We start from the raw sequence: 19768 nt of genomic DNA on the forward strand, positions 1-19768 counted from the left end.
GGACCGGACCATCTAACTAACGTGTCGAGTGCGATGACGTTGGAATTCGAATTGCCGGAGCGCGGGCGCCCGGACTCGGGTGCGCCGGACTCCGGGCCGCCGGAGCCGGGCCCGCACGAGCACGGGTCGCCGGAGCCCGACCGCGCCGATGGTCCGGCGGACCCGCCGCCCGGGGACGACGACGACCGTTCGGACGGCCGCCGCCGGCGGCGGCCGTCCTGGTTCAGGATCTTCATGCTGGTGCTGGCGGGGGTGCTGGCGATCGCGGTGCTGACGCCGCTCACCGTGGCCGGCCGGGTCTGGTACCAGGCGCGCCAGGACGAGCGGCCGAAGTCGGACGCGATCATCGTGCTGGGGGCGGCGCAGTACAACGGCCGGCCCTCGCCCACCCTGCAGTGGCGGCTGCAGCACGCGCTCGAGCTCTACCGCGACGGCACCGCCAAGGCGATCGTGACCGTCGGCGGCAAGCGGCAGGGCGACAACTTCACCGAGGCCGGCGCCGGCAGGAAGTGGCTGATCGAACGGGGCGGCGTCCCGGCCGACAAGGTCATCGCGGTGCCGGTGGGCAACGACACCCTGGAGAGCTTCAAGGCGGTCGGGCGCGAGTACGACCGGCTCGGCTGGACGTCGGGGATCATCGTGACCGACCCCTGGCACGGGCTGCGGTCCAAGAAGATGGCCGAGGACAACGGCATCGAGGCCGCGGCCTCGCCGACCCGCAGCGGCCCGAGCGTGCAGACCCGCGAGACGCAGTTCAACTACATCGTCCGCGAGACCGGCGGCTACCTGTCCTACGTGCTGTTCGGCAAGAGCGTCCAGGTGCCCAGCGAGACGATCAAGACGGTCCCGGAACAGACCCCGACGCCCTAAGGGAAAGCCCCCACGGCCCCCACGCCATCGAAAAGGCCATCCCTGGCCGCCTCCGGGCCGCGCCGAATCCACCTTTGCCGGGTGCGGCCCGCATACGCTGGGAGCGATGACGGACTATTCGGGCCGCGACCGGGAGCGCTGGGCGCCCGAGGCGGCCAAACGGCGCGATCGCACGGCGTTCGAGCGCGACCGGGCACGGGTGCTGCACAGCGCCGCGCTGCGCCGGCTGGCGGGCAAGACCCAGGTCGCCTCGCCCGGGGTGGACACGCCCGGCAGCGTGCAGAGCCTGCGGACCCGCCTCACCCACTCGCTGGAGTGCGCCCAGGTCGGCCGGGAGCTCGGCAAGGCACTGGGCTGCGACCCCGACCTGGTGGAGACGGCCTGCCTCTCCCACGACATCGGGCATCCGCCGTTCGGGCACAACGGCGAGACCGCGCTGGACGCCGTCGCCCAGCGGTGCGGCGGCTTCGAGGGCAACGCCCAGAGCCTGCGGGTGCTGACCCGGCTGGAGCCCAAGTCGTTCGCCGCGCCGGGCCCGCCCCTGTACGGGCGCGGCGTCGGCCTCAACCTCACCCGCGCGGCACTGGACGCGGCGATGAAGTACCCCTGGCCGCAGGCGGACGCGGTGAACGGGAAATTCGGCGTCTACCAGGACGACGCGGACGTCTCGGAGTGGGTACGCGCGGGCACCCCGGGCACCAAGACGTGCTTCGAGGCCCAGGTCATGGACTGGAGCGACGATGTCGCCTACTCCGTCCACGATCTGGAGGACGCCCTGGTCGCGGGCCATGTCGACTTCGGCAGGCTGGCCGATCCGGCCGAGCGCCGGCTGGTCGCGCAGACCGCGATCAAGCTCTACTGCGACGACGCCACGCTGCCCGAGCTTGAGCAGCGGTTCGGGGCACTGCTGGACGAGCCGTACTGGCCGGACCGCTACGACGGCACCCCGCGCACGCTGGCCGCGCTGAAGAACCTCACCAGCACGCTGATCGGCCGGTTCTGCCTGGCCGCCGAGGACGCCACCCGCGCCGCGTACGGCGACCGCCCGCTCACCCGCTACGCCGCCGACCTGATCGTGCCGCGCGCGCAGCGGCTGGAGTGCGCGCTGCTCAAGGGCGTCACCGCGCACTACGTCTGGATCAGCCACGAGGAGACCCGGGCCCGCCAGCGCGAGCTGATCCTGGAACTGGCCGACCTCACGATGGCCGGGGCGCCCGGCACGCTCGATCCGCTGTTCCGCGCCGCGTTCGTGGACGCGCCCGACGACGGGGCCCGGCTGCGCGCGGTCGTCGACCAGATCGCCTCGCTCACCGACACCTCCGCCATCGAACGGCACCGCCTGCTGCGCGCCGCCGCGCCCTGACCGGGGACTGGGCCCGCGTACGGAAATCTTGGCCGCCGGGTGGCGCACTTCATGCTCCCAAGTGGCGATAGGCGGGCCTTGTCTTGGTAATGACGCCGCTGTAGGGATACAAGAACGACACCATGCGGTGTGCACCCTCAGGAGGTCGCCATGTCCCAGGAGACGTTCGTCATCGTCGGCGCGAGCCTGGCGGGTGCGAAGGCGGCGGAGACGCTGCGCGCGGAGGGCTTCGATGGACGGGTCGTGCTGGTCGGCGAGGAGATCGAGCGGCCCTACGAGCGGCCCCCGCTGTCGAAGGGCTTCCTGCTGGGCAAGGATCCCCGGGACAAGGCGCACGTCCATGACGCGGACTGGTACGAGAGCAACGGCGTCGAGTTGAGACTCGGCGTACGGATCGAGGCGATCGGCCGCGAGCAGAAGGAGGTGCGGCCGGCCACCGGCGAGCCGATCCGCTACGACCGGCTGCTGCTGGCCACCGGCGCCTCGCCGCGGCGGCTGGACGTGCCGGGCTCCAAGCTGCAGGGCATCCACTACCTGCGCTCGATGGCGGACGCGGCGGAACTGCGCGAGGCGCTGTCGCACGGCGGGCGCCGCGTGGTGGTGGCCGGGGCCGGCTGGATCGGCCTGGAGACGGCGGCCGCGGCCCGGACGTACGGCAACGACGTGACGGTCATCGAGCACGAGCCGACGCCGCTGCACGGGTCGGTCGGCCCCGAGGTGGGCGGCCTGTTCGCGGACCTGCACCGCCGGAACGGCGTGGACCTGCGGCTCGACCAGGGCGTGGCCGGGTTCTGGGGGGCCGGCCAGGTGTCGGCGGTGGTGACCTCGGGCGGCGCGGAGGTCCCGGCGGACGTGGTGATCGTCGGGATCGGCGTGCGGCCCAACACCGGGCTGGCCGAGGCGGCGGGCCTGGAGGTGTCCGACGGGATCCTGGTGGACGCCTCGCTGCGCACCTCCGACCCGGCGATCTTCGCGGCGGGCGACGTGGCCAGCGCGTACCATCCGCTGCTCGGCCGCCGGATCCGGGTGGAGCACTGGGCCAACGCCCTGAACGCCGGACCGGCCGCGGCCCGCGCGATGCTCGGCCAGGAGGTCTCCTACGAGCGGATCCCGTACTTCTTCACCGACCAGTACGACCTCGGCATGGAGCTGTCGGGCGTCGCGACGCCGGGCGAGTACGACGACGTGGTCTTCCGCGGCGATGTGGACGGCCTGGAGTTCCTCGCGTTCTGGCTGCAGGACGGCCGGGTGGTGGCCGGGATGAACGTCAACGTCTGGGACGTGACCGACGACGTCCAGGCACTGATCCGTTCCGGTGACCCCATCGACCCCGCCCGCCTGACCGACCCGAAGGTCCCGCTGGCCGACCTGATCCAGCCGATCTGATCCAGCGTCCTGAAGGTACGAGGACCTGCCTCGAAGCGGCCTCAGCCACCGCGCGAGCGCGTTACCTGCCCGGGGAGGCAACGCCGGAGGCGAGCCTCCCCGGGCAGATCGCGAAGCGATGCCGCGCTCGCACAAGGACCGGAGGCCGGGACTGAGAAAACACAGGTGATCATCCGGCTGCCGGGCACGTAGGGTCGATCGGATGGCGACGGGGACGGTCGGGGTACTGGGGCGGGCGCGGACCGCGGTGGTCGTGGCGTTCGTCGTGCACGGACTCATCGCGGCCGCCTGGGTCGTGCGGATCCCGCAGATCAAGCGCGAGCTGGGGCTGAGCGAGGGCGCGCTGGGCGTGGCGCTGCTGGGCGCGCCGGTCGGGGTGGTACTGGCGGTACGGTTCGCGCGCTGGACGATCGTGCGCTGGGGCAGCCGGGCTACGACGGTGGCGGCGGGCGTGGCCGGGGCCCTGTCGCTGGTACCGCTCGGGCTCTCGTGGAACATGGGCTCCTTGACCTGCTCGCTGGTCCTGATGGGCGGCTCGCTCGGCCTGATGGACGTGGCGATGAACGCCCAGGGCGTGGCCGTCGAGCGCGGCTACGCCCGCCCCCTGATGTCGGGGATGCACGGCGCGTACAGCCTCGGGACGCTCGCCGCCGCGCTGATCGGGGCGGGTGTCGCGCATCTGGGCGTCCCGGTGGCCGTCCACCTGGGCGTCATGGCCGCCGTGCTGGCGGCGATGATGCTGCTGGGCTGCCGGGGGCTGCTGGATCGTTCCGCCGACGAGGACCCGGTGCCGGTGACGGACGCGGCGGCGGGGGCCGGGGCGACCGCCGCCCCGAAGGTACGGGCCGGACGCTGGACGCTCGCGCTGCTGGGACTGATCGGGCTGTGCTCGTTCGTCGGCGAGGGCGCGATGGCCGACTGGAGCGCGGTCTACCTGCGGGAGACGCTGCACACCGGGCCCGGCGTCGCGGGGCTCGGCTATGCCGGCTGCGCGGTGGCGATGGCGGCCGGGCGGCTGGCCGGGGACCGGATCGTGGCCCGGTTCGGCCCGGTCCCGGTGCTGCGCGCCGGCTCGCTGATCGCCGCGTCCGGGCTCGCGCTGGGCCTCCTGGCCGGGCATCCGGCGGTGGCCGTGATCGGATTCACGCTGTTCGGGCTGGGGGTCGCCCCGGTGGCGCCGGTCACGTTCAGCGCGGCGGGCAATCTGCCCGGCATCCCCGCCGCGACGGGCATCTCGCGGGTGACAGCGGTCGGCTATCTCGGCCTGCTGGGCGGGCCACCGGTGATCGGGTTCGTGGCCCAGGGGGTGGGCCTGACCTGGGCGCTGGCGGTGCCGGTGGTGCTGGCCGCGGCCATCGTGGCGGTGGCCGGGGCGGCCTCGGCGGCGAGCCGCTGATCGTCTTTACCCGGGGGCACCCTCGCCGTCCGGGCGGCTCGGGTAAGGTCGGGGCGAGTGAGCATCCTGCAGCGGTCAACGCCGGTCGAAGCGATGCCCGGCGCCGCCGCGGCGCCCGGCGTCCCTGTCCAGCGCGCCTTCCTGCGCGAGCTCGCCACGTTCGGCTTCGTCGGTTTCATCGGCACGGTGATCAGCATCGGCGGCGCGAACCTGATGCGGCACTGGATGGACGGCGGCCCGGTCACCAGCGTGATCGTCCCCACCATCGCCTCCACGCTCACCTCGTACGTGCTCAACCGGCACTGGACGTTCCGGCACCGCGACAGCGAGGGCACGGGCCGCGAGGTCGTGGTCTTCTTCGGGCTGAACGGCATCGGGATGGCGATCCAGGCCGCCTGCACCGGCTTCACGCACTACACGCTGGGCCTGCACGGGACGCTCGCGTACAACGTCGGCCTGGTGACGGGCCTCGGGCTGGCGTCGGCGTTCCGCTACTGGTCGTACCGCAAGTGGGTCTTCACCCCGGCCACCGCCTGAGCCCGTCCGGGCCCGCCGAACGGCGGAAGGCCCCGGCGGTACGCGGTACGCGCACGTACCATCGCACCACCGGGGCCCAGATCACTGGATCAGTGGGCCGCCAGGATCAGTGGCGGTCGAAGTAGTCGGGCTGTGTCTGGGCGTTCAGCTCATCGAGCCGTACGCGCGCGCCCTTGTCGGTGCGCTTGTCCCTGATCTGCAGGACGTCCAGGCCCTTCTGGATGTCGTTGGAGAAGATGTAGCCGTTGTAGTAGTACGCCGACCACGATCCGGCGATCTGCAGCCGGTCGGAGAACGTCCCGCGCTCCCAGAAGCCGATCTCCTTCGGCCGCCGCGAGTCGGTGAAGTCCCAGACCGAGATGCCGCCCTGGTACCAGGCCTGGACCATGATGTCCTTGCCCTTCACCGGGATCAGCGTGCCGTTGTGGGCCACGCAGTTCTCGGTGTCGGCGTTGGCCCGGGCGATCTTGTAGTAGCTGCGGAACTTCAGCTCCCGCTTGTCGCCCTTGCCGACCACGTCGTAGATCGCGTTCGCGCCCTTCTCCGGGCCGATCTCGGCGTTGCAGGTGGCCGCGCTGCCGCCACCCAGCTCGTCGGTGAAGACGATCTTGTTGGCCTTGTTGTTGAACGTCGCCGAGTGCCAGAACGCGAAGTTCTCGTCGTCCCGGACGCTGGTGATCGTGCGCGGCCGTTCCGGGTTGGAGATGTCGAACAGGACCCCGTCGCCCATGCAGGCGCCGGCCATCAGGTCCTTGTCCGGGTACGAGGTCAGGTCGTGGCAGCCGGTCGTCGCGGACGTGCCGTTCGGCCACGGCGTGCCCGGCGGGTCACCGGGGTTGCCGCCGTCCGGGAACAGGTTCGGCTCGGCGATGACCGCCGCCGCCGTCGGGTTGCGCAGCGGGACCTTGATGATCGAGATCAGGTCGTGCGGCGGCTGGCAGTCGGGGAAGGTGTCGCTCGGGCGGTACGAGGACACGTAGATGTACGCGGTGCCCCGCTTGCCCGGGACCATCGTGTTGGTGTGGGACCCGCACTTGGTCTCGACGGCCTTGACGTAGCGCGGGTTGCGCACGTCGCTGATGTCGAAGATCTTGATGCCCTCCCAGGCGGTCTTGTCCGTGGCGGGCTTGGCCACGGCCTGGCAGGAGTCGTCGCTCATCGAGGCGTCGGTCGACAGGAACAGCAGGTTCCCGGCGATCGTGATGTCGTTCTGCGGGCCGGGGCAGTGCACCACGGAGACGACCTTGGGCCGCGCGGGGCGGCTGATGTCGTAGACCGTGAAGCCCTCGTAGTTGCCGCCGAACGCGTAGTCGCCCTTGAACGCCCAGTCCGATCCCCAGGCGGCCTCGCCGGCGAGCGGTCCCTGCTTGGGGATGTTCGCCAGCTGGTGCATGTTCGGGGACTTGACGATCTCGTCCTTGCCGGGGATGTCGGCCGAGGCCGCGGGCGCGACCAGGATCGTGGAGATCGCCAGGACGAGCGCCGAGAGGGTGCCCAGCAATGTCCTGCGGGTGGTTCTTCGTCCAGGGAATGGTGCCACTCTGCACTCCTAGTCCGGGTGCCACGTGATGAGCCGGTGCCACGGGTTACCTGGCACAGATCATCCGGAGTATGACCAAAAGCGACCCTCTTGGAAAGATCTGAACATATCCGTGAGCTTCTTGAGATCTGCAGACCTTTCGGGTAATGCGTCCGCTGGATTACGGTCGCGGTATCCGAGGGGTGGAGGTCTGGATGCGGCAGCGGATCATGCCGGTGGTGATGGTTCCGGTACTGGTCGCGGGGGTGCTGGCCGGATGCGGCGGCGGTGACGAGGACGACGGGGCGGCGCCGGAGAGCACCGTCCTGGTCCCGGGCCGTCCGGGCGAGCCGAACAAGACCGCGGTGAAGGGGCCGGCCACGCCCGCGCCGCCGACCGCCGCCGAGATCCGGTTCATGGAGATGATGATCCCGCACCACCGGCAGGCGGTGGAGATGGCCGCGCTGGCGCCCGCCCAGGCCGAAGGCGCGCAGGTCAAGTCGCTGGCCGAACGGATCAAGGGGGGTCAGCAGGCCGAGATCTCAGCCATGCAGGCATGGCTGGCCAAGAACGAACGGCCGTCCGCGGGCGGGCACGGCGGCCACGGCACGCCCTCCGCCTCGGCCTCCGGGGGGTCGCACGCGGGCATGGCCGGAATGGCGACGCCGGAGCAGATGGCGCGGCTGAAGGCGGCCGAGGGCGGCGCGTTCGACCGGCTCTTCCTGACTCTGATGATCACGCACCACCAGGGCGCGCTCACCATGGTCAAGGACGTGCTGGACAAGGGAACGGACGTCGTCGTCCAGGAGACCGCGCGCGACGTCGAGGCGGGCCAGCAGGTCGAGATCGACCGGATGCGCGCCCTGCTGCGCGGGTAGAAGCCCGGAAGCGGGAGTCCGGAAGCGGCCGTGCCGTGACCGCTTCCGGACTCGCTGCCGATCCCTGCCGATCCCTGCCGATCCCTGCCGGTCGTCAGCGACCGGCAGGGACGAGCTTCCCGGTCTGGGCCAGTGCCTCGCCCAGCAGTCCGGCCAGGTCCTGGCCCGTTCCCTGCGAGAAGATCACGTGGTCGATGCCCGCCTCGGCGAGCCGCCCCACCGCGTCCACGGCCTGGTCCACCGACGGCTTGTCCGTCTGCATGAACGTCAGTGACGTCTTCTCGATCTCGGCGTAGTCGCGGCCCTCGCGCTCGCAGTGCGCGCGCAGCACGTCCAGCTTGCGCGGCAGGTCATCGCCGTCGAAGAGGTTGCAGGCGTCGGCGTACTTGGCCACGAACCGCAGCGTCTTCTTCTCGCCGGTCCCGCCGATGAGCACCGGCGGATGTGGCCGCCGGACCGAGGCCGGCGAGTCCATCGGCCGTTCCAGCTGGAAGTGCTCGCCCTCGAACGGGCTCTGGTCGCCCTCCCACATCCGGTGCGCGATCCGCAGCGTCTCCTCCAGCTTCTCGAACCGCTCGGCGACCGGCGGGAACGGGACGCCGAGCCCCCGCGACTCCTCGTCGTTCCAGGCGGCGCCGATGCCGAGCCAGGCTCGCCCGCCCGACAGCACGTCCAGCGTGGTGACCGTCTTGACCAGGATCCCGGGATGCCGGTACGTCACGCCCGTGACCAGGGTGCCGAGGGTGATCCGCTCGGTGAGCGCCGCCGCGTACGCCAGCGCCGAGTAGCCCTCCAGCATCGGCTCCTCGGGGGCGCCCACGTAGGTGATCTGGAAGAAGTGGTCCATCACCCAGAACGAGGCGAGCCCGGCCTGGTCGGCGTCGCGGGCGATCCGCCCGTACTCCGGGCCGATCCGTTCCGGCCCGCCGGGAAAGGTGAAGCTGGGGACCTGAAGTCCGATGCGCATGTGTCGATCCTTCTGTGTGGTGCCGGGTGTCGTCCGGTCGCCCGCGCCGGCGTCGCCCGAGTCAGGGTCAGCGTTGCCCGCGTCAGCGTCGTCCATGTCAGCGTCTGCCATGTTCAGGGTCGTCAATGTCCAGCGTCGTCAATGTCCAGCCTGCGATCTGGAGTGCGCTCCAGGTCAAATCACGCTGGGCCCGGCCGGCATTGACCTGGAGTGCACTCCAGGTGGGACGCTGGGACCGTGCGTTCTTACTCCCCGGCACAGGCGGCCGAGAAAAGCGGCTTCAGCATCGACACCCTGCGCTACTACGAGAAGATCGGGCTGCTGTCGCGGATCGCGCGCAACGCGTCCGGGCGGCGCGTGTTCAGCGACGACGACCTGGCCTGGCTCGGGATGCTGCGCTGCCTGCGCGAGACCGGCATGCCGATCGCGGAGATGCTGCGCTACTCCGAGCTGGTCCGCGGCGGCGACGCGACGCTGCGGGAACGGATCGAGCTGCTCCAGGAGCACGACCGCCGGGTCGAGGAGCGGATCGCGCGGCTGCGCGGCCAGCAGGGCCAGATCCACTGGAAGATCGATCTCTACCAGGGCCTGACCGGGGCGGGCCGGGGCGTCAGCGCCGTACGGACGTGATCCGGCGGCCGTCGGCGGCGAACAGCAGCAGCCGGTCCAGGTCCACGTCCAGCAGGATCTCCTCGCCGCGGGCGGGGCGGTCCGTACCGCTGCGGAAGATCAGGTTCGAGCGCCGGTGATGCCCTTCGTGCTCCTCGGGTACGGGCTGCCGGGCCCGTGACGTACGCCGGAGCAGCCCGCGCAGGCGCCCTCCCGAGGCCGGCCCCGGCTCGGCCGGCACGGGCACCGGCCGTCCGACGGTGTTGGGGTCGATGGTGGGGATGCCGGCCTCCGCGTACGCGAGCCAGTCGTGCCCGTGGAACTCCAGCACGCGCACCCGCCCGACCAGCGTCCGGCCCTCCCGGACGTCGGCGACCGGGGTCAGCGCGTCCGGGCGCACGCCTACGATCACCGGCCCGCCATGGTGGCTGATCAGCGCGGGGGAGCGCGGATCGTTCCACGGTACGGTCAGCCGCTGCGCGCCGAAGTCCAGCACCACGCCCTGATCCTGGACGGCCCACGCGGTCGCCTGGAGCAGGTTGATCGGCGGTGTACTGAGGAACGCCGCCACGAACACCGTGGCCGGATCCCGGTAGATCTGCTCGGGCGTGCCCACGTCCTCCAGGACGCCGTCGCGCAGGACCGCGATCCGGTCGGCCATCGTCATCGCCTCGACCTGGTCGTGCGTGACGTACACCGTGGTCGTGCCGGTGGAGCGGACGAGCCCGGCGATCTCCAGCCGCAGTTCGGTGCGCAGGCCCGCGTCCAGGCTCGACAGCGGCTCGTCCATCAGGAACAGCGACGGCTCGCGGATCAGCGCCCGGCCGATCGCGGCCCGCTGCCGCTGCCCGCCCGACAGGGTGGCCGGCAGCCGGTCGGCCATCGGGCTGAGGCCCAGCGCCCGCGACAGCTCGGCCACCCGCTCGCGCGCCTGCGCCCGGTCGTCGCCCGCCACCTCCAGCGGGAACATCATGTTCCCCGCGACGGTGCGGTGCGGGTAGAGGGCGCCGTCCTGGAAGACCATCGCGACGTTGCGCTCGCGCGGCGACAGGTCGTTGGCCACGCCGCCGTTCAACCACAGCTCGCCGGAGGTCGTCTCCTCCAGGCCCGCGATCATCCGCAGGATCGTCGACTTGCCGCAGCCCGACGGGCCGAGCAGGACGAACAGCTCCCCGTCGTTGATGCGGAGCCGCACGTCCCGTACGGCGTGCTGGCCGCCGGGATACACCTTGCCGACACCGTCGAGCACGACATCCGTCATCAGGGCCACCTTGGGGGGCGGGCGGAACTCTGGCCCCTGATCTCACCGGCTACCCACCGGTTTGTCCAGTGCCGTCACCCACCGTGATCTTCACTCAGTCCCAGGCGACCCGCAGGACCGTGGTGGCCGCCAGAGGGTCCTCGCCCCGGTGGGTGGCCAGGATGCCCTCGCCTTCGGCGGAGGAGGTGAAGACGGCCTCGCCCGCGGAGATCCAGGTGTTCCAGGCGGCGACGAACGCGTCGGTACGCCTGCGGTTCTGGCCGAAGACGGCGGGGACGGAGTGGTAGACGACCCCGTCGGCCCTGGCCTCGTGCCGAGACCAGGCCAGGGCGCGTTCGCGCAGATCGGAGCCGGTAAGGGGATGCACGATGTAGCGGGGGACCACATAGCGCGGGGTGGCCATCGGCCCGAGGACCTCGTCGAGGGCGACGGCGAACCGCTGCGACGTCGCGGTGTCCACGCCCGCGAGGGAGAAGCGGTACGTACCGTCCGGCTCGGGCTGGACCGCGACGCCCTCCGCGCCCCGCCGCGACAGTTTCGCCCTCTTGAGAGCATCGGCGACGGCGTAGGCCAGCCTCGTGACGGGAGGCTCGCCGGCCAGTTCGGCGAGCGCCTGCGACGACCGCTCGATCGCGCGTTCCCTGGCCCGCCGGGACAGCGCGACCCTGCGCGCCTCCCGGACCCGGCGGCCGGCCTCCAGGATCGCGGTCAGCGCCACGACGGTCAGCCACGAGACCAGCCACACGGTGAGCCCGAACCCCATCGTGAACACGGCGGCGGAGAAGGCCAGGAACAGCCCGATCATCGTGATGTGGCCGTCCCGGGACGGCTCGTACAGGGGCGGCAGCGGGGGAGGGAACAGGGCGAGGTTCCAGCCGGGCACGCGGGCGGGCGGATCGGGTGTGATCGTGCGCGAGACCGCCGCTGCGGGGACCGTCAGGGAGCGGGCCGGGCGGATCCGGAGCGTGTGGACGAGCTCGTCCCGGAACCGTGTCCCGAGCCGCCAGGCGTCGCGGGTCGCGGCGCGGTCCTCGGCACGGGCCAGCATCGCCACGTTGAGTCCGTCGAACGACTCGGTCCCGGGCGGCGCGTACGGCGAGAACGACGCCTCGACATGGGCGACCCCGGACACGATCTCCCCATTCGGCGCGGCGGCCAGGTAACCGCTGTGTTTGCGGACGAACCGGTCCCAGTCCGCCGCACCCTTGGGGTGCCGGTCGGACACGCACACGACCGTCCACGTGTTGGCGGTCTTCTCCGGCCAGCCGGGATCCAGCCGCAGCGCCCGGCCGCGGGTCTGGACGACCGAGGTCGGGGTCGTCGCGGTGGTGAGATCGATCAGCGTGTTGATGCCCCGGGCGTCCCAGCCCTCGCCGAGCAGGCCCCGCGTCCCGACCAGTACCTGGCAGGCGCCGGCCTCGAAGAACGCGGTGATGAGCCGTACCCAGACCCGCGACGACCAGGGCCCGGTGATCCGCGCGATGCCGTCGCCCACCGGCTCCAGCGTCAGCCCGCGCTCATGGTGCTCCAGGACGAAGGCCCGCGCGGTCTCCTCGGCGGCGGCGACCGTACGGCCGGTGACCAGCATGGGGGCGAGCGCCCGCGTACGGGGATCGGCGACCAGGCCGCGCAGCATCAGCCAGGCCGACCCGGCCTCGGCGTCGAGCACGTCCCGCAGCCGGGCCGGGAGGGTGGCGCCGGCGCGCTCGTGGTCGCACAGCACCAGGCAGCGCAGCCGGGAGCCCAGCGAGGCCGCCTCCAACGCCGCGATCTCCACCGCGCCGTACGACTTGGCGGCGCTGCGGGCCAGCACGCGGTCCACGGGTGAACGGGCGGCGCGGATCCCGCGCCTGGTCAGCTGGTAACCGACGGCGGGCAGCGCGCGCTTGACCGCCTCCAGCGCCACCTCGTCCTTCTTCCGCTTGCTGGGCATCAGGCAGTGCAGGACGTAGTCGTTCAGCAGCGCGACCCAGTCCTCGGCGGTGGGATCGTGCCGGTGCTCCTCGCGCATCCTGGCTCCGGGCGGGAGCGCGAGCAGCCCCGCGTGATGGAACCGCAGCGCGGCGGCGGCGATCTGCGGCTCGGCCGTCTCGAGCCGTGCCCAGGAGACCGCGCCATGCCCACCCGCCGGCCGGTCGCCCGCCGGCTGGTCTGCCATCGAGTCACTTGCCGTCGCGTCACTTGCCGTCGCGTCACCGGCAGTCGAGTCACCGGCCGTCGAGTCACTGGCCGTCGAGTCACTGGCCGTCGAGTCACTGGCCGTCGAGTCACTGGCCGTCGAGCCACCGGCCAGGCGGTCGACCATGCGGGCGTCCAGCCATTCCAGCAGGCCGGTCGAGGTGAACCCGGGCTCGATCAGGCCCGCGGTCAGCTCCGCGAAGCGCTCCGCCTCGCCGCCGACGTAGCCGGCCTCGACGGCGGTCGGCGCGGTCAGCCAGACCAGCTCGGCGAACGGCGCGAGGTAGCCCCTGCGGACCATCGCCGGGATGGAGGCGCCCAGGATCGGCGTCCCGAACAGCGCGTCCACGAGCGTGGACTCGTCCGGGGTCAGCGACTCGGGCGGCGTCGCGGTCAGCCCGATCACCCGCGCGTCGGGCAGCTCCTCCAGGATCTCGGCGAGCAGCCGCCCCCACACGTCCAGCAGGTGATGGCACTCGTCCAGGACCAGCGTCAGCGGCCCCGCGTCATGCAGCGCGCCGACGAGCGCCCGCCCGTTGTCGTGCAGGAGCCGGACGAGCCCGCCGCGCCGTCGCTTCTGCCGCCCTTCCTCGTCGGTCTCGGCGTCCGGGTCGAAGACCGCGAGCGACTGGTACGTCAGCACCGTGACCGGATGCCGCAGCTCACGGTCCGTCCCGGCCTCGCCGCCGCACTTGCGCCAGTGGGCGACCCACTGGTTCTGGATCGCGGTGTTGGGGACGAGGACGACCGTGCGCCGTTCCAGGCGCCGGGCCGCCTCCAGCCCGACGAGGGTCTTGCCCGTCCCTGGCGGCAGCACCACCCAGGCCCTCCGGTGCCCGCCGTTCCAGGCCTGGTCCAGCTTGGCCAGCGCCTTCTCCTGGTACGGCCGCAGCTCACCCGGCCACCGCGCACCCGCCCACTGTGCACCTGGCAACCGTGCACCCGCCTGCTGTGAACCGTCGGCTCCCATCGGATCATTCTCGCCCCTGGACCGCACTTCTCGCCTCTGGGACCGCACGCCCGCGCCCTACGCCCGCGCCCTACGCCTGCCCCCTATCGTGGTGCGGTGATCAGTTCAGTCGACCACCTCGTCTACGCGGGACCGGACCTGGCCGAGGCGGTGGGCCGGATCGCCGAGCGGGCCGGTGTACGGCCGGTCGAGGGCGGCCCGCACCCAGGGCTCGGGACGCGCAACTTCCTCCTCGGCCTCGGCGGCCGTTCCTACCTGGAGATCGTCGGGCCCGACCCGGACCAGCCCGTCCCGTCCCGTCCCCGCCCGTTCGCCGTCGACACACTGGCCGCGCCGGCCCTGGTGGGCTGGGCGCTCGCGGTCGAGCCCGGCACGCTGGACGAACGGGTGGCCCGCGCGCGCGGCGCCGGGCACGACCCGGGGACACCCGCCGCCATGTCGCGGCGCAGGCCGGACGGCACGCTGCTCGCCTGGCGGCTCACCCCGCCGCGGACCGGGCCGTTCCCGTTCCTCATCGACTGGGGCGACACACCGCACCCGGCGGCGGCGCTCCCCGTCGTACCGCTGGACTCGTTCGAGATCACCCATCCCGATCCGGAGGCCGCCCGCGCGGCCCTGGCGGCGCTGGGCGTGCCCGACGCGCCCGTCGCCGAGGGCGAGCCGGGCCTGCGCGCGCGGATCATCGGCCGGGACGGGACGTTCACGCTCTGACAGAGTCCACGCTCTGACAGAGTCCACGCTGTGACCCGGGGTTCACGCTCTGACGGGCAGGCGTTCTCCCCACATCAGGCGGCGGCGCAGCTCCGCTGAGTCCGCCGCCGTGGCGGTGATCAGTACGCCCGGCCCGGCCAGCGGCAGCACGGACACTCCCTCGCCGGTACGGGGCTCGCGCGGCAGGCCGGGCCCGACCAGCAGGACGCTCCCCACGGCACCCGCGTCGCCCAGGACGGCCCGGCTCCCATGGACACCGGAGTCCAGCCGCAGCTCATGACGGAGCAGCGGAACACCGCCGACGGTCACGTCGAACCGGCTGGTGTGCCGCCCCGGACGCTCGCCGTGCCGTCCCAGCACCAGCTCCTCGTACCAGCGCAGCGTGGCCCCCTCCGCCAGCGTGATCACGGCGCTCGCACGATGGTCGCACCCGGCCGCCGCCACGGCCGGCTCCGGGGCGAAGTCCAGATGCCCGCCGGCTTCGACCTCCGCCCGTACGGTCATCCGGGACTCGCCGTCGCCCGGCAGCGCGACCGAGGTCGCGGCCGAGCGCAGCGCGAGCGAGGCACCCGCCCGTACCGCGATCTCCAGCTCCAGGTCATCGCCGCCGAGCGGTCCCGCCGCCGCCCCGACCAGGTAGACGGCGTCGGCCGTCTCCCGCAGCGCGAGCGGCCCGTCCGACCGCAGCCGCGAGAGCCGGACCCGCCCCGGGCCGTCCTGTTCGGCCGTCACGGCGGCCCGAGCGGTGTACCCCCGCGTCACGGCGCCGCCGCGTGGACCGCTTCGCGCGCTTCACGCAGCACGGCTCGGACCCAGCTCGTGACCTCGGGTGCGCCGGGACGTTCGCGTAGCGACGTGAACGCGACCGGCCTGCCGTCGCGGACGCGCGCGGCATCGCGGGCCATCATGTCCAGGTCGCTGCCGACCAGCGGGGCGAGGTCGGTCTTGTTGATGACGAGCAGGTCGGCCGCCGCGACGCCGAGCCCGCCCTTGCGCGGGACGTCGTCGCCGCCCGCCACGTCCAGGACGAAGATCTGCCGGTCGGCCAGGCCCCGGCTGAACAGCGCGGTCAGGTTGTCGCCGCCGCTCTCGACGATGATCAGGTCCAGGCCGCCGTGCCGTTCCTCCAGGTCCTCGACCGCGTCCAGGTTGGCGGAGATGTCGTCGCGGATCGCGGTGTGCGGGCAGGCACCGGTCCGTACGGCGGTGATCCGGTCGTCGGGCAGCACCGCCTCGCGGCGCAGGAAGTCGGCGTCCTCGGTGGTGTAGATGTCGTTGGTCACCACCGCCAACTCCAGCTCGCCCCGCAGCGCGCGGCACAGCGCCGCGGTCAGCGCGGTCTTGCCGCTGCCGACCGGACCGCCGATGCCCAGGCGCAGTGCCCGGCCACGCGCCGGTACGGCGTCGTAAGGGTCGTGGCCGTCATGGGAGTGATCGTGATCGGCACCCAAGAGATCCTCCGTGCAGTCTGATGAGGCGTGCAGTCTGATGAGACGTGCAGTTCGATGAGGCGTGCGGTTCGATGACGCGAGAAGCCGGCTCAGGACTCGAACAGGCGCAGGTCGGCGCCCAGATGCAGTTCGGCGTACAGGTCCAGGAGAGGTGCGGAGAGCGCCGGCAGTGCGGCCCAGTCGTCGGTGTTGCTCGCCGCCTGTACGGCGACCGCGTCCATGTCGGGGGCGAGGTCGGCCAGGGCGCGGTGTACGGACAAGGGGTCGAGGCCTAGGAGCCGTACGGCGGCCGAGGCGGGGCCCGTCACCGCCCCATACGCGCTGATGGCCGCCGCCTCCGCCGGGCCACCGCCTGCCGCCGCCGACGCGACCCCCTGTACGAGTGGCTGGTGCGGCTCGCGTCCTACGGAGGAGGCAAGCGCGTCGAGAGCGGGATGGGGCCATGTCCGGCGAGCGGCCCGGAGCAAGGACTTCCCTTGGGCGTGCGAGGCCTTCCGTTGGGCGAGGGAGGGCGTACGGGCGTCCGCCTCCATGTCGAGTACCTCCCACCTCCACGTTGGGGCGGAGACGTGGGCACATGCGGCAGCGGCCAATCCAGCGGCGACGAGACCGGCCGTCGCGAGCCGTCCACGAAGGAAGTCGGCCAGCCCTTCGACGTCCCGGACGACCCCGGCCGCGACGGCCGGTTCGAGCCCGCCCGAGTGGGCGTGCCCACCCGCCGGAAGCCGCGAGTCGGCCAGCAGCAGCAACTGCGCGGAAAGTGTCATCGCACGTGTTCCCCAAGCACGTGCTCACCAGGCACGTGTTCACCAAGCACGGGTTCACCAGGCACGGGTTCACTCAGCACGTGTTCACTCAGCACGGGCCAGGCCATCAGAACAGGAAGTAACGCTGGGCCATGGGCAACTCGGCCACCGGAGCCGGCTCGATCTCGTCGCCGTCGATCCTGACGGTGAACGTGTCGGGGTCGACCTCGATGCGGGGCAGCGCGCCGTTCAGCGGCATGTCGGACTTGGACAGGCGCCGGGTGTCCTTGACCGGGACCATCGCGCGCCGTACGGCCAGCTTCTCCGCGAGCCCGTCGTCGATCGCGGCCTGCGAGACGAAGTGCACCGACGTACTGGCCGCGACCACCGGCGCCGCACCGAACATGGGCCGGGGCAGCACCGGCTGCGGCGTCGGGATCGAGGCGTTCGCGTCGCCCATCGCCGCCCAGGCGATCATCCCGCCCTTCACCACCACATGCGGCCGCACGCCGAAGAACGCCGGATCCCACAGCACCACATCGGCCAGCTTGCCCGGCTCGACCGACCCGATCTCGTCGTCCAGGCCATGCGCGATCGCCGGGTTGATCGTGTACTTCGCCACGTACCGGCGCGCCCGCAGGTTGTCGGCCGGACCCTCCAGCGCGCCCCGGCGCCGCTTCATCACATGCGCGGTCTGCCACGTACGGATCACCGTCTCGCCGATCCGGCCCATCGCCTGCGAGTCCGACCCGATCATCGAGATCGCGCCCAGATCGTGCAGCACGTCCTCGGCGGCCATCGTCGTCGGGCGGATCCGCGACTCGGCGAACGCCAGGTCCTCGGGCACCGACGGATTGAGGTGGTGGCACACCATCAGCATGTCCAGATGCTCGTCGAGCGTGTTGACGGTGTGCGGCCGCGTCGGGTTGGTGGACGAGGGCAGCACGTTCGGGTGCGCCGCGACCGTGATGATGTCGGGCGCGTGCCCGCCCCCCGCGCCCTCGGTGTGGTACGCGTGGATCGACCGCCCGCCGATGGCCTCGAGCGTGGACTCCACGTACCCGGCCTCGTTCAACGTGTCGCTGTGCAGCGCCACCTGGACGCCGGACGCGTCCGCCACCCGAAGGCACGCGTCGATCGCGGCGGGCGTGGAGCCCCAGTCCTCGTGCAGCTTGAACCCGGACGCCCCCGCCCGCAGTTGCTCCCACATCGCGTCCTCGGACACGGTGTTGCCCTTGCCGAGCAGCGCCACGTTCACCGGATGGCCGTCCAGGGCCTCCAGCATCCGGTGCAGGTACCAGGCGCCGCTGACCGTGGTCGCCTTGGTGCCCTCCGCCGGACCGCTACCGCCGCCGACCAGCGTGGTCACCCCCGCGCCGAGCGCCTCGTCCAGCAACTGCGGGCAGATGAGGTGGACGTGCGAGTCCACCGCCCCGGCCGTCAGGATCTTCCCGTTGCCCGCCAGCACCTCCGTCGACGGTCCGATGACCAGATCGGGATGGACGCCGTCCATCGTGTCGGGATTGCCGGCCTTGCCGAGCGCGACGATCCGGCCGTCCCGTACGCCCACATCGGCCTTCACCACACCCCAGTGGTCCAGCACCACCGCGCCGGTGATCACCAGATCGAGCGCGCCCTCGGCCCGGGTGGCGCGGGCCTGCCCCATCGACTCGCGGATCACCTTCCCGCCGCCGAACACCGCCTCGTCCCCGGCCCCCGCCGGGCCCCGGCTGCGGTCCTCGGTCACCTCCACGAACAGATCGGTGTCGGCCAGCCGAATCCGATCACCCGCCGTCGGCCCGTACAACGCCGCATAACGCCCCCGCGCCAGCTGAGTGCTCATTTGCCTCGCTCCGCTCCGCGCCCAAGCTCAGTCATCAAGCGATCCGTTCCGTTCCATCCGCAGGCCGGGAACGACGCGTTCGCCGGCGAGCGGGACGAGGGGCACCTCGCGGGTCATGCCGGGCTCGAACCGCACCGCCGTACCGGCGGGCACGTCGAGCCGGTGACCCCATGCCGCGTCCCGGTCGAAGTCCAGCGCCGGGTTGCAGACGGCGAAGTGGTAGTGCGACCCGACCTGTACGGGACGGTCGCCGGTGTTGACGACCGTCACGGTGACGCGCGGCCGGCCGGGATTCAGCTCGACCGGCTCGGGGCCGGTCACGACCTCGCCCGGGATCACGGGATGGGCCGGTGTACGGTGACGAGCTTGGTGCCGTCGGGGAACGTCGCCTCGATCTGGACCGGGTCCAGCATCTCGGGGACACCCTCCATGACGTCGTCGCGGCCGAGGACGGCGCGGCCGGACTCCATCAGCTCGGCCACGGTGCGCCCGTCCCGGGCGCCCTCCAGCAGGTGCACCGCGATGATCGCGGTCGCCTCGGGATGGTTGAGCCGCAGCCCGCGCGCCCGCCGATCGCGGGCCACCCGGGCGGCCACATGGATCAGCAGGCGTTCCTGCTCGTGTGGGGTGATCAGCACAAGTCGAGACGCTATCCCCCTTCTGACCTGCGAGGGAACGGCCGCGTTGCGCATTTAACGCCCTTTTCACAAAGCCCGGAAAGGGAAACTCGCCCGTCATCGCGATCTCACACGACCGCAACAGGACCGTGAGCGGCCGGCGAGATCCACGACCCCGCCGGTGGGTTCTGCAGAGCCGAACGGGGGGATGACGATCACGACCATGAGCATCATCGGCAGGCGGGCCGGCGGACGGAAGATCGTCGTGGCCGGTCCGCGGCCGCCGTGCTCGTCGGAGCGGTCGGCGCCGCTCCCGCCGCATCCCCCCGCCAAGCCGCTGCTGGTCAACCCCGCCGGGCCCGCCCGGGTCACCCACGAGATCGAGAACCTGCCGGTCGCCGGCCGGCAGGTCGAGGTGGAGGTGGTCGCCGCCTTCCGGCAGCGCTGACCCCGTGCCCGAGAACGC

At 72.2% G+C, this 19768-nt stretch carries 19 protein-coding genes; 9 read left to right on the forward strand and 10 right to left on the reverse strand.

Going from position 1 to position 19768, the window contains the following annotated elements; translation table 11 throughout:
- Positions 1-33: 33 nt before the first annotated feature.
- From ACH34Q_RS30170 to ACH34Q_RS30190, 5 genes are all read left to right on the forward strand, one after another.
- Positions 34-870 carry a YdcF family protein gene (locus ACH34Q_RS30170; protein WP_395986477.1) on the forward strand — a complete coding sequence of 279 codons (837 nt, stop codon included), beginning with the start codon at positions 34-36 and terminating at the stop codon, positions 868-870.
- Between the two features lie 106 nt (positions 871-976).
- A complete protein-coding gene (locus tag ACH34Q_RS30175) occupies positions 977-2233 on the forward strand; it encodes a deoxyguanosinetriphosphate triphosphohydrolase (protein WP_395986478.1) in 1257 nt (418 codons plus the stop codon).
- Positions 2234-2383: 150 nt separating this feature from the next.
- Positions 2384-3619: an NAD(P)/FAD-dependent oxidoreductase gene (locus tag ACH34Q_RS30180; protein ID WP_395986479.1), complete on the forward strand. Its 1236-nt coding sequence runs from the start codon at positions 2384-2386 to the stop codon at positions 3617-3619.
- Positions 3620-3821: 202 nt separating this feature from the next.
- Positions 3822-5015: an MFS transporter gene (locus ACH34Q_RS30185; RefSeq protein WP_395986480.1), complete on the forward strand. Its 1194-nt coding sequence runs from the start codon at positions 3822-3824 to the stop codon at positions 5013-5015.
- 57 nt (positions 5016-5072) lie between these two features.
- Entirely contained in the window at positions 5073-5552 is a 480-nt protein-coding gene (locus ACH34Q_RS30190) for a GtrA family protein (RefSeq protein ID WP_395986481.1), read from the forward strand.
- Positions 5553-5658: 106 nt separating this feature from the next.
- Here ACH34Q_RS30190 and ACH34Q_RS30195 read toward each other — a convergent pair whose 3' ends face one another.
- Positions 5659-7092: an LVIVD repeat-containing protein gene (locus ACH34Q_RS30195; RefSeq protein ID WP_395986482.1), complete on the reverse strand. Its 1434-nt coding sequence runs from the start codon at positions 7090-7092 to the stop codon at positions 5659-5661.
- 194 nt (positions 7093-7286) lie between these two features.
- Between ACH34Q_RS30195 and ACH34Q_RS30200 the strand changes: the two genes are divergently transcribed.
- Entirely contained in the window at positions 7287-7949 is a 663-nt protein-coding gene (locus ACH34Q_RS30200) for a DUF305 domain-containing protein (protein ID WP_395986483.1), read from the forward strand.
- Positions 7950-8043: 94 nt separating this feature from the next.
- Here the strand turns inward: ACH34Q_RS30200 and ACH34Q_RS30205 are convergent, their stop codons facing one another.
- On the reverse strand, positions 8044-8916 hold the full coding sequence (locus tag ACH34Q_RS30205; RefSeq protein WP_395986484.1) for an LLM class F420-dependent oxidoreductase: 873 nt from the start codon (positions 8914-8916) through the stop codon (positions 8044-8046).
- Positions 8917-9153: 237 nt separating this feature from the next.
- Here ACH34Q_RS30205 and ACH34Q_RS30210 point away from each other — a divergent pair, with 237 nt between their 5' ends.
- Positions 9154-9546, forward strand: coding sequence for a MerR family transcriptional regulator (locus ACH34Q_RS30210; protein ID WP_395986485.1), 393 nt, complete (start codon positions 9154-9156; stop codon positions 9544-9546).
- On the opposite strand, the gene ACH34Q_RS30215 is transcribed toward ACH34Q_RS30210, so the two are convergent.
- Together ACH34Q_RS30215 and ACH34Q_RS30220 are read right to left on the reverse strand one after the other, a co-directional pair.
- Positions 9527-10786, reverse strand: coding sequence for an ABC transporter ATP-binding protein (locus ACH34Q_RS30215; protein WP_395986486.1), 1260 nt, complete (start codon positions 10784-10786; stop codon positions 9527-9529). The genes ACH34Q_RS30210 and ACH34Q_RS30215 overlap by 20 nt on opposite strands.
- A 94-nt stretch (positions 10787-10880) precedes the next feature.
- The gene (locus tag ACH34Q_RS30220; protein ID WP_395986487.1) at positions 10881-13934 is read right to left on the reverse strand and encodes a DEAD/DEAH box helicase family protein; all 3054 of its coding nucleotides are present in this window, start codon (positions 13932-13934) and stop codon (positions 10881-10883) included.
- Between the two features lie 96 nt (positions 13935-14030).
- Here ACH34Q_RS30220 and ACH34Q_RS30225 point away from each other — a divergent pair, with 96 nt between their 5' ends.
- On the forward strand, positions 14031-14645 hold the full coding sequence (locus ACH34Q_RS30225; protein WP_395986488.1) for a VOC family protein: 615 nt from the start codon (positions 14031-14033) through the stop codon (positions 14643-14645).
- A 42-nt stretch (positions 14646-14687) separates the two neighbouring features.
- Here the strand turns inward: ACH34Q_RS30225 and ACH34Q_RS30230 are convergent, their stop codons facing one another.
- From ACH34Q_RS30230 to ACH34Q_RS30255, 6 genes are all read right to left on the reverse strand, one after another.
- The gene (locus ACH34Q_RS30230; RefSeq protein WP_395986489.1) at positions 14688-15407 is read right to left on the reverse strand and encodes an urease accessory protein UreD; all 720 of its coding nucleotides are present in this window, start codon (positions 15405-15407) and stop codon (positions 14688-14690) included.
- On the reverse strand, positions 15404-16096 hold the full coding sequence (gene ureG / locus ACH34Q_RS30235; RefSeq protein ID WP_395986490.1) for an urease accessory protein UreG: 693 nt from the start codon (positions 16094-16096) through the stop codon (positions 15404-15406). Before ureG ends, ACH34Q_RS30230 begins: the two co-directional genes overlap by 4 nt.
- Before the next feature lie 89 nt (positions 16097-16185).
- Complete coding sequence (locus ACH34Q_RS30240) at positions 16186-16863, reverse strand: urease accessory protein UreF (RefSeq protein WP_395986491.1); 678 nt, start codon at positions 16861-16863, stop codon at positions 16186-16188.
- A 106-nt stretch (positions 16864-16969) separates the two neighbouring features.
- The gene (locus tag ACH34Q_RS30245; RefSeq protein ID WP_395986492.1) at positions 16970-18685 is read right to left on the reverse strand and encodes an urease subunit alpha; all 1716 of its coding nucleotides are present in this window, start codon (positions 18683-18685) and stop codon (positions 16970-16972) included.
- Positions 18686-18712: 27 nt separating this feature from the next.
- Positions 18713-19024, reverse strand: coding sequence for an urease subunit beta (locus ACH34Q_RS30250; protein ID WP_395986493.1), 312 nt, complete (start codon positions 19022-19024; stop codon positions 18713-18715).
- Positions 19021-19323 (reverse strand): urease subunit gamma, encoded by a 303-nt coding sequence (locus ACH34Q_RS30255; protein ID WP_395986494.1) that lies wholly within the window; start codon positions 19321-19323, stop codon positions 19021-19023. The genes ACH34Q_RS30250 and ACH34Q_RS30255 overlap by 4 nt, the downstream gene beginning before the upstream one ends.
- A gap of 202 nt (positions 19324-19525) precedes the next feature.
- Here ACH34Q_RS30255 and ACH34Q_RS30260 point away from each other — a divergent pair, with 202 nt between their 5' ends.
- Positions 19526-19750 (forward strand): hypothetical protein, encoded by a 225-nt coding sequence (locus tag ACH34Q_RS30260; RefSeq protein WP_395986495.1) that lies wholly within the window; start codon positions 19526-19528, stop codon positions 19748-19750.
- Positions 19751-19768 lie beyond the last annotated feature (18 nt).

This window comes from Actinomadura sp. 9N407 (assembly GCF_044326315.1).
Taxonomy (GTDB): Bacteria; Actinomycetota; Actinomycetes; order Streptosporangiales; family Streptosporangiaceae; genus Spirillospora.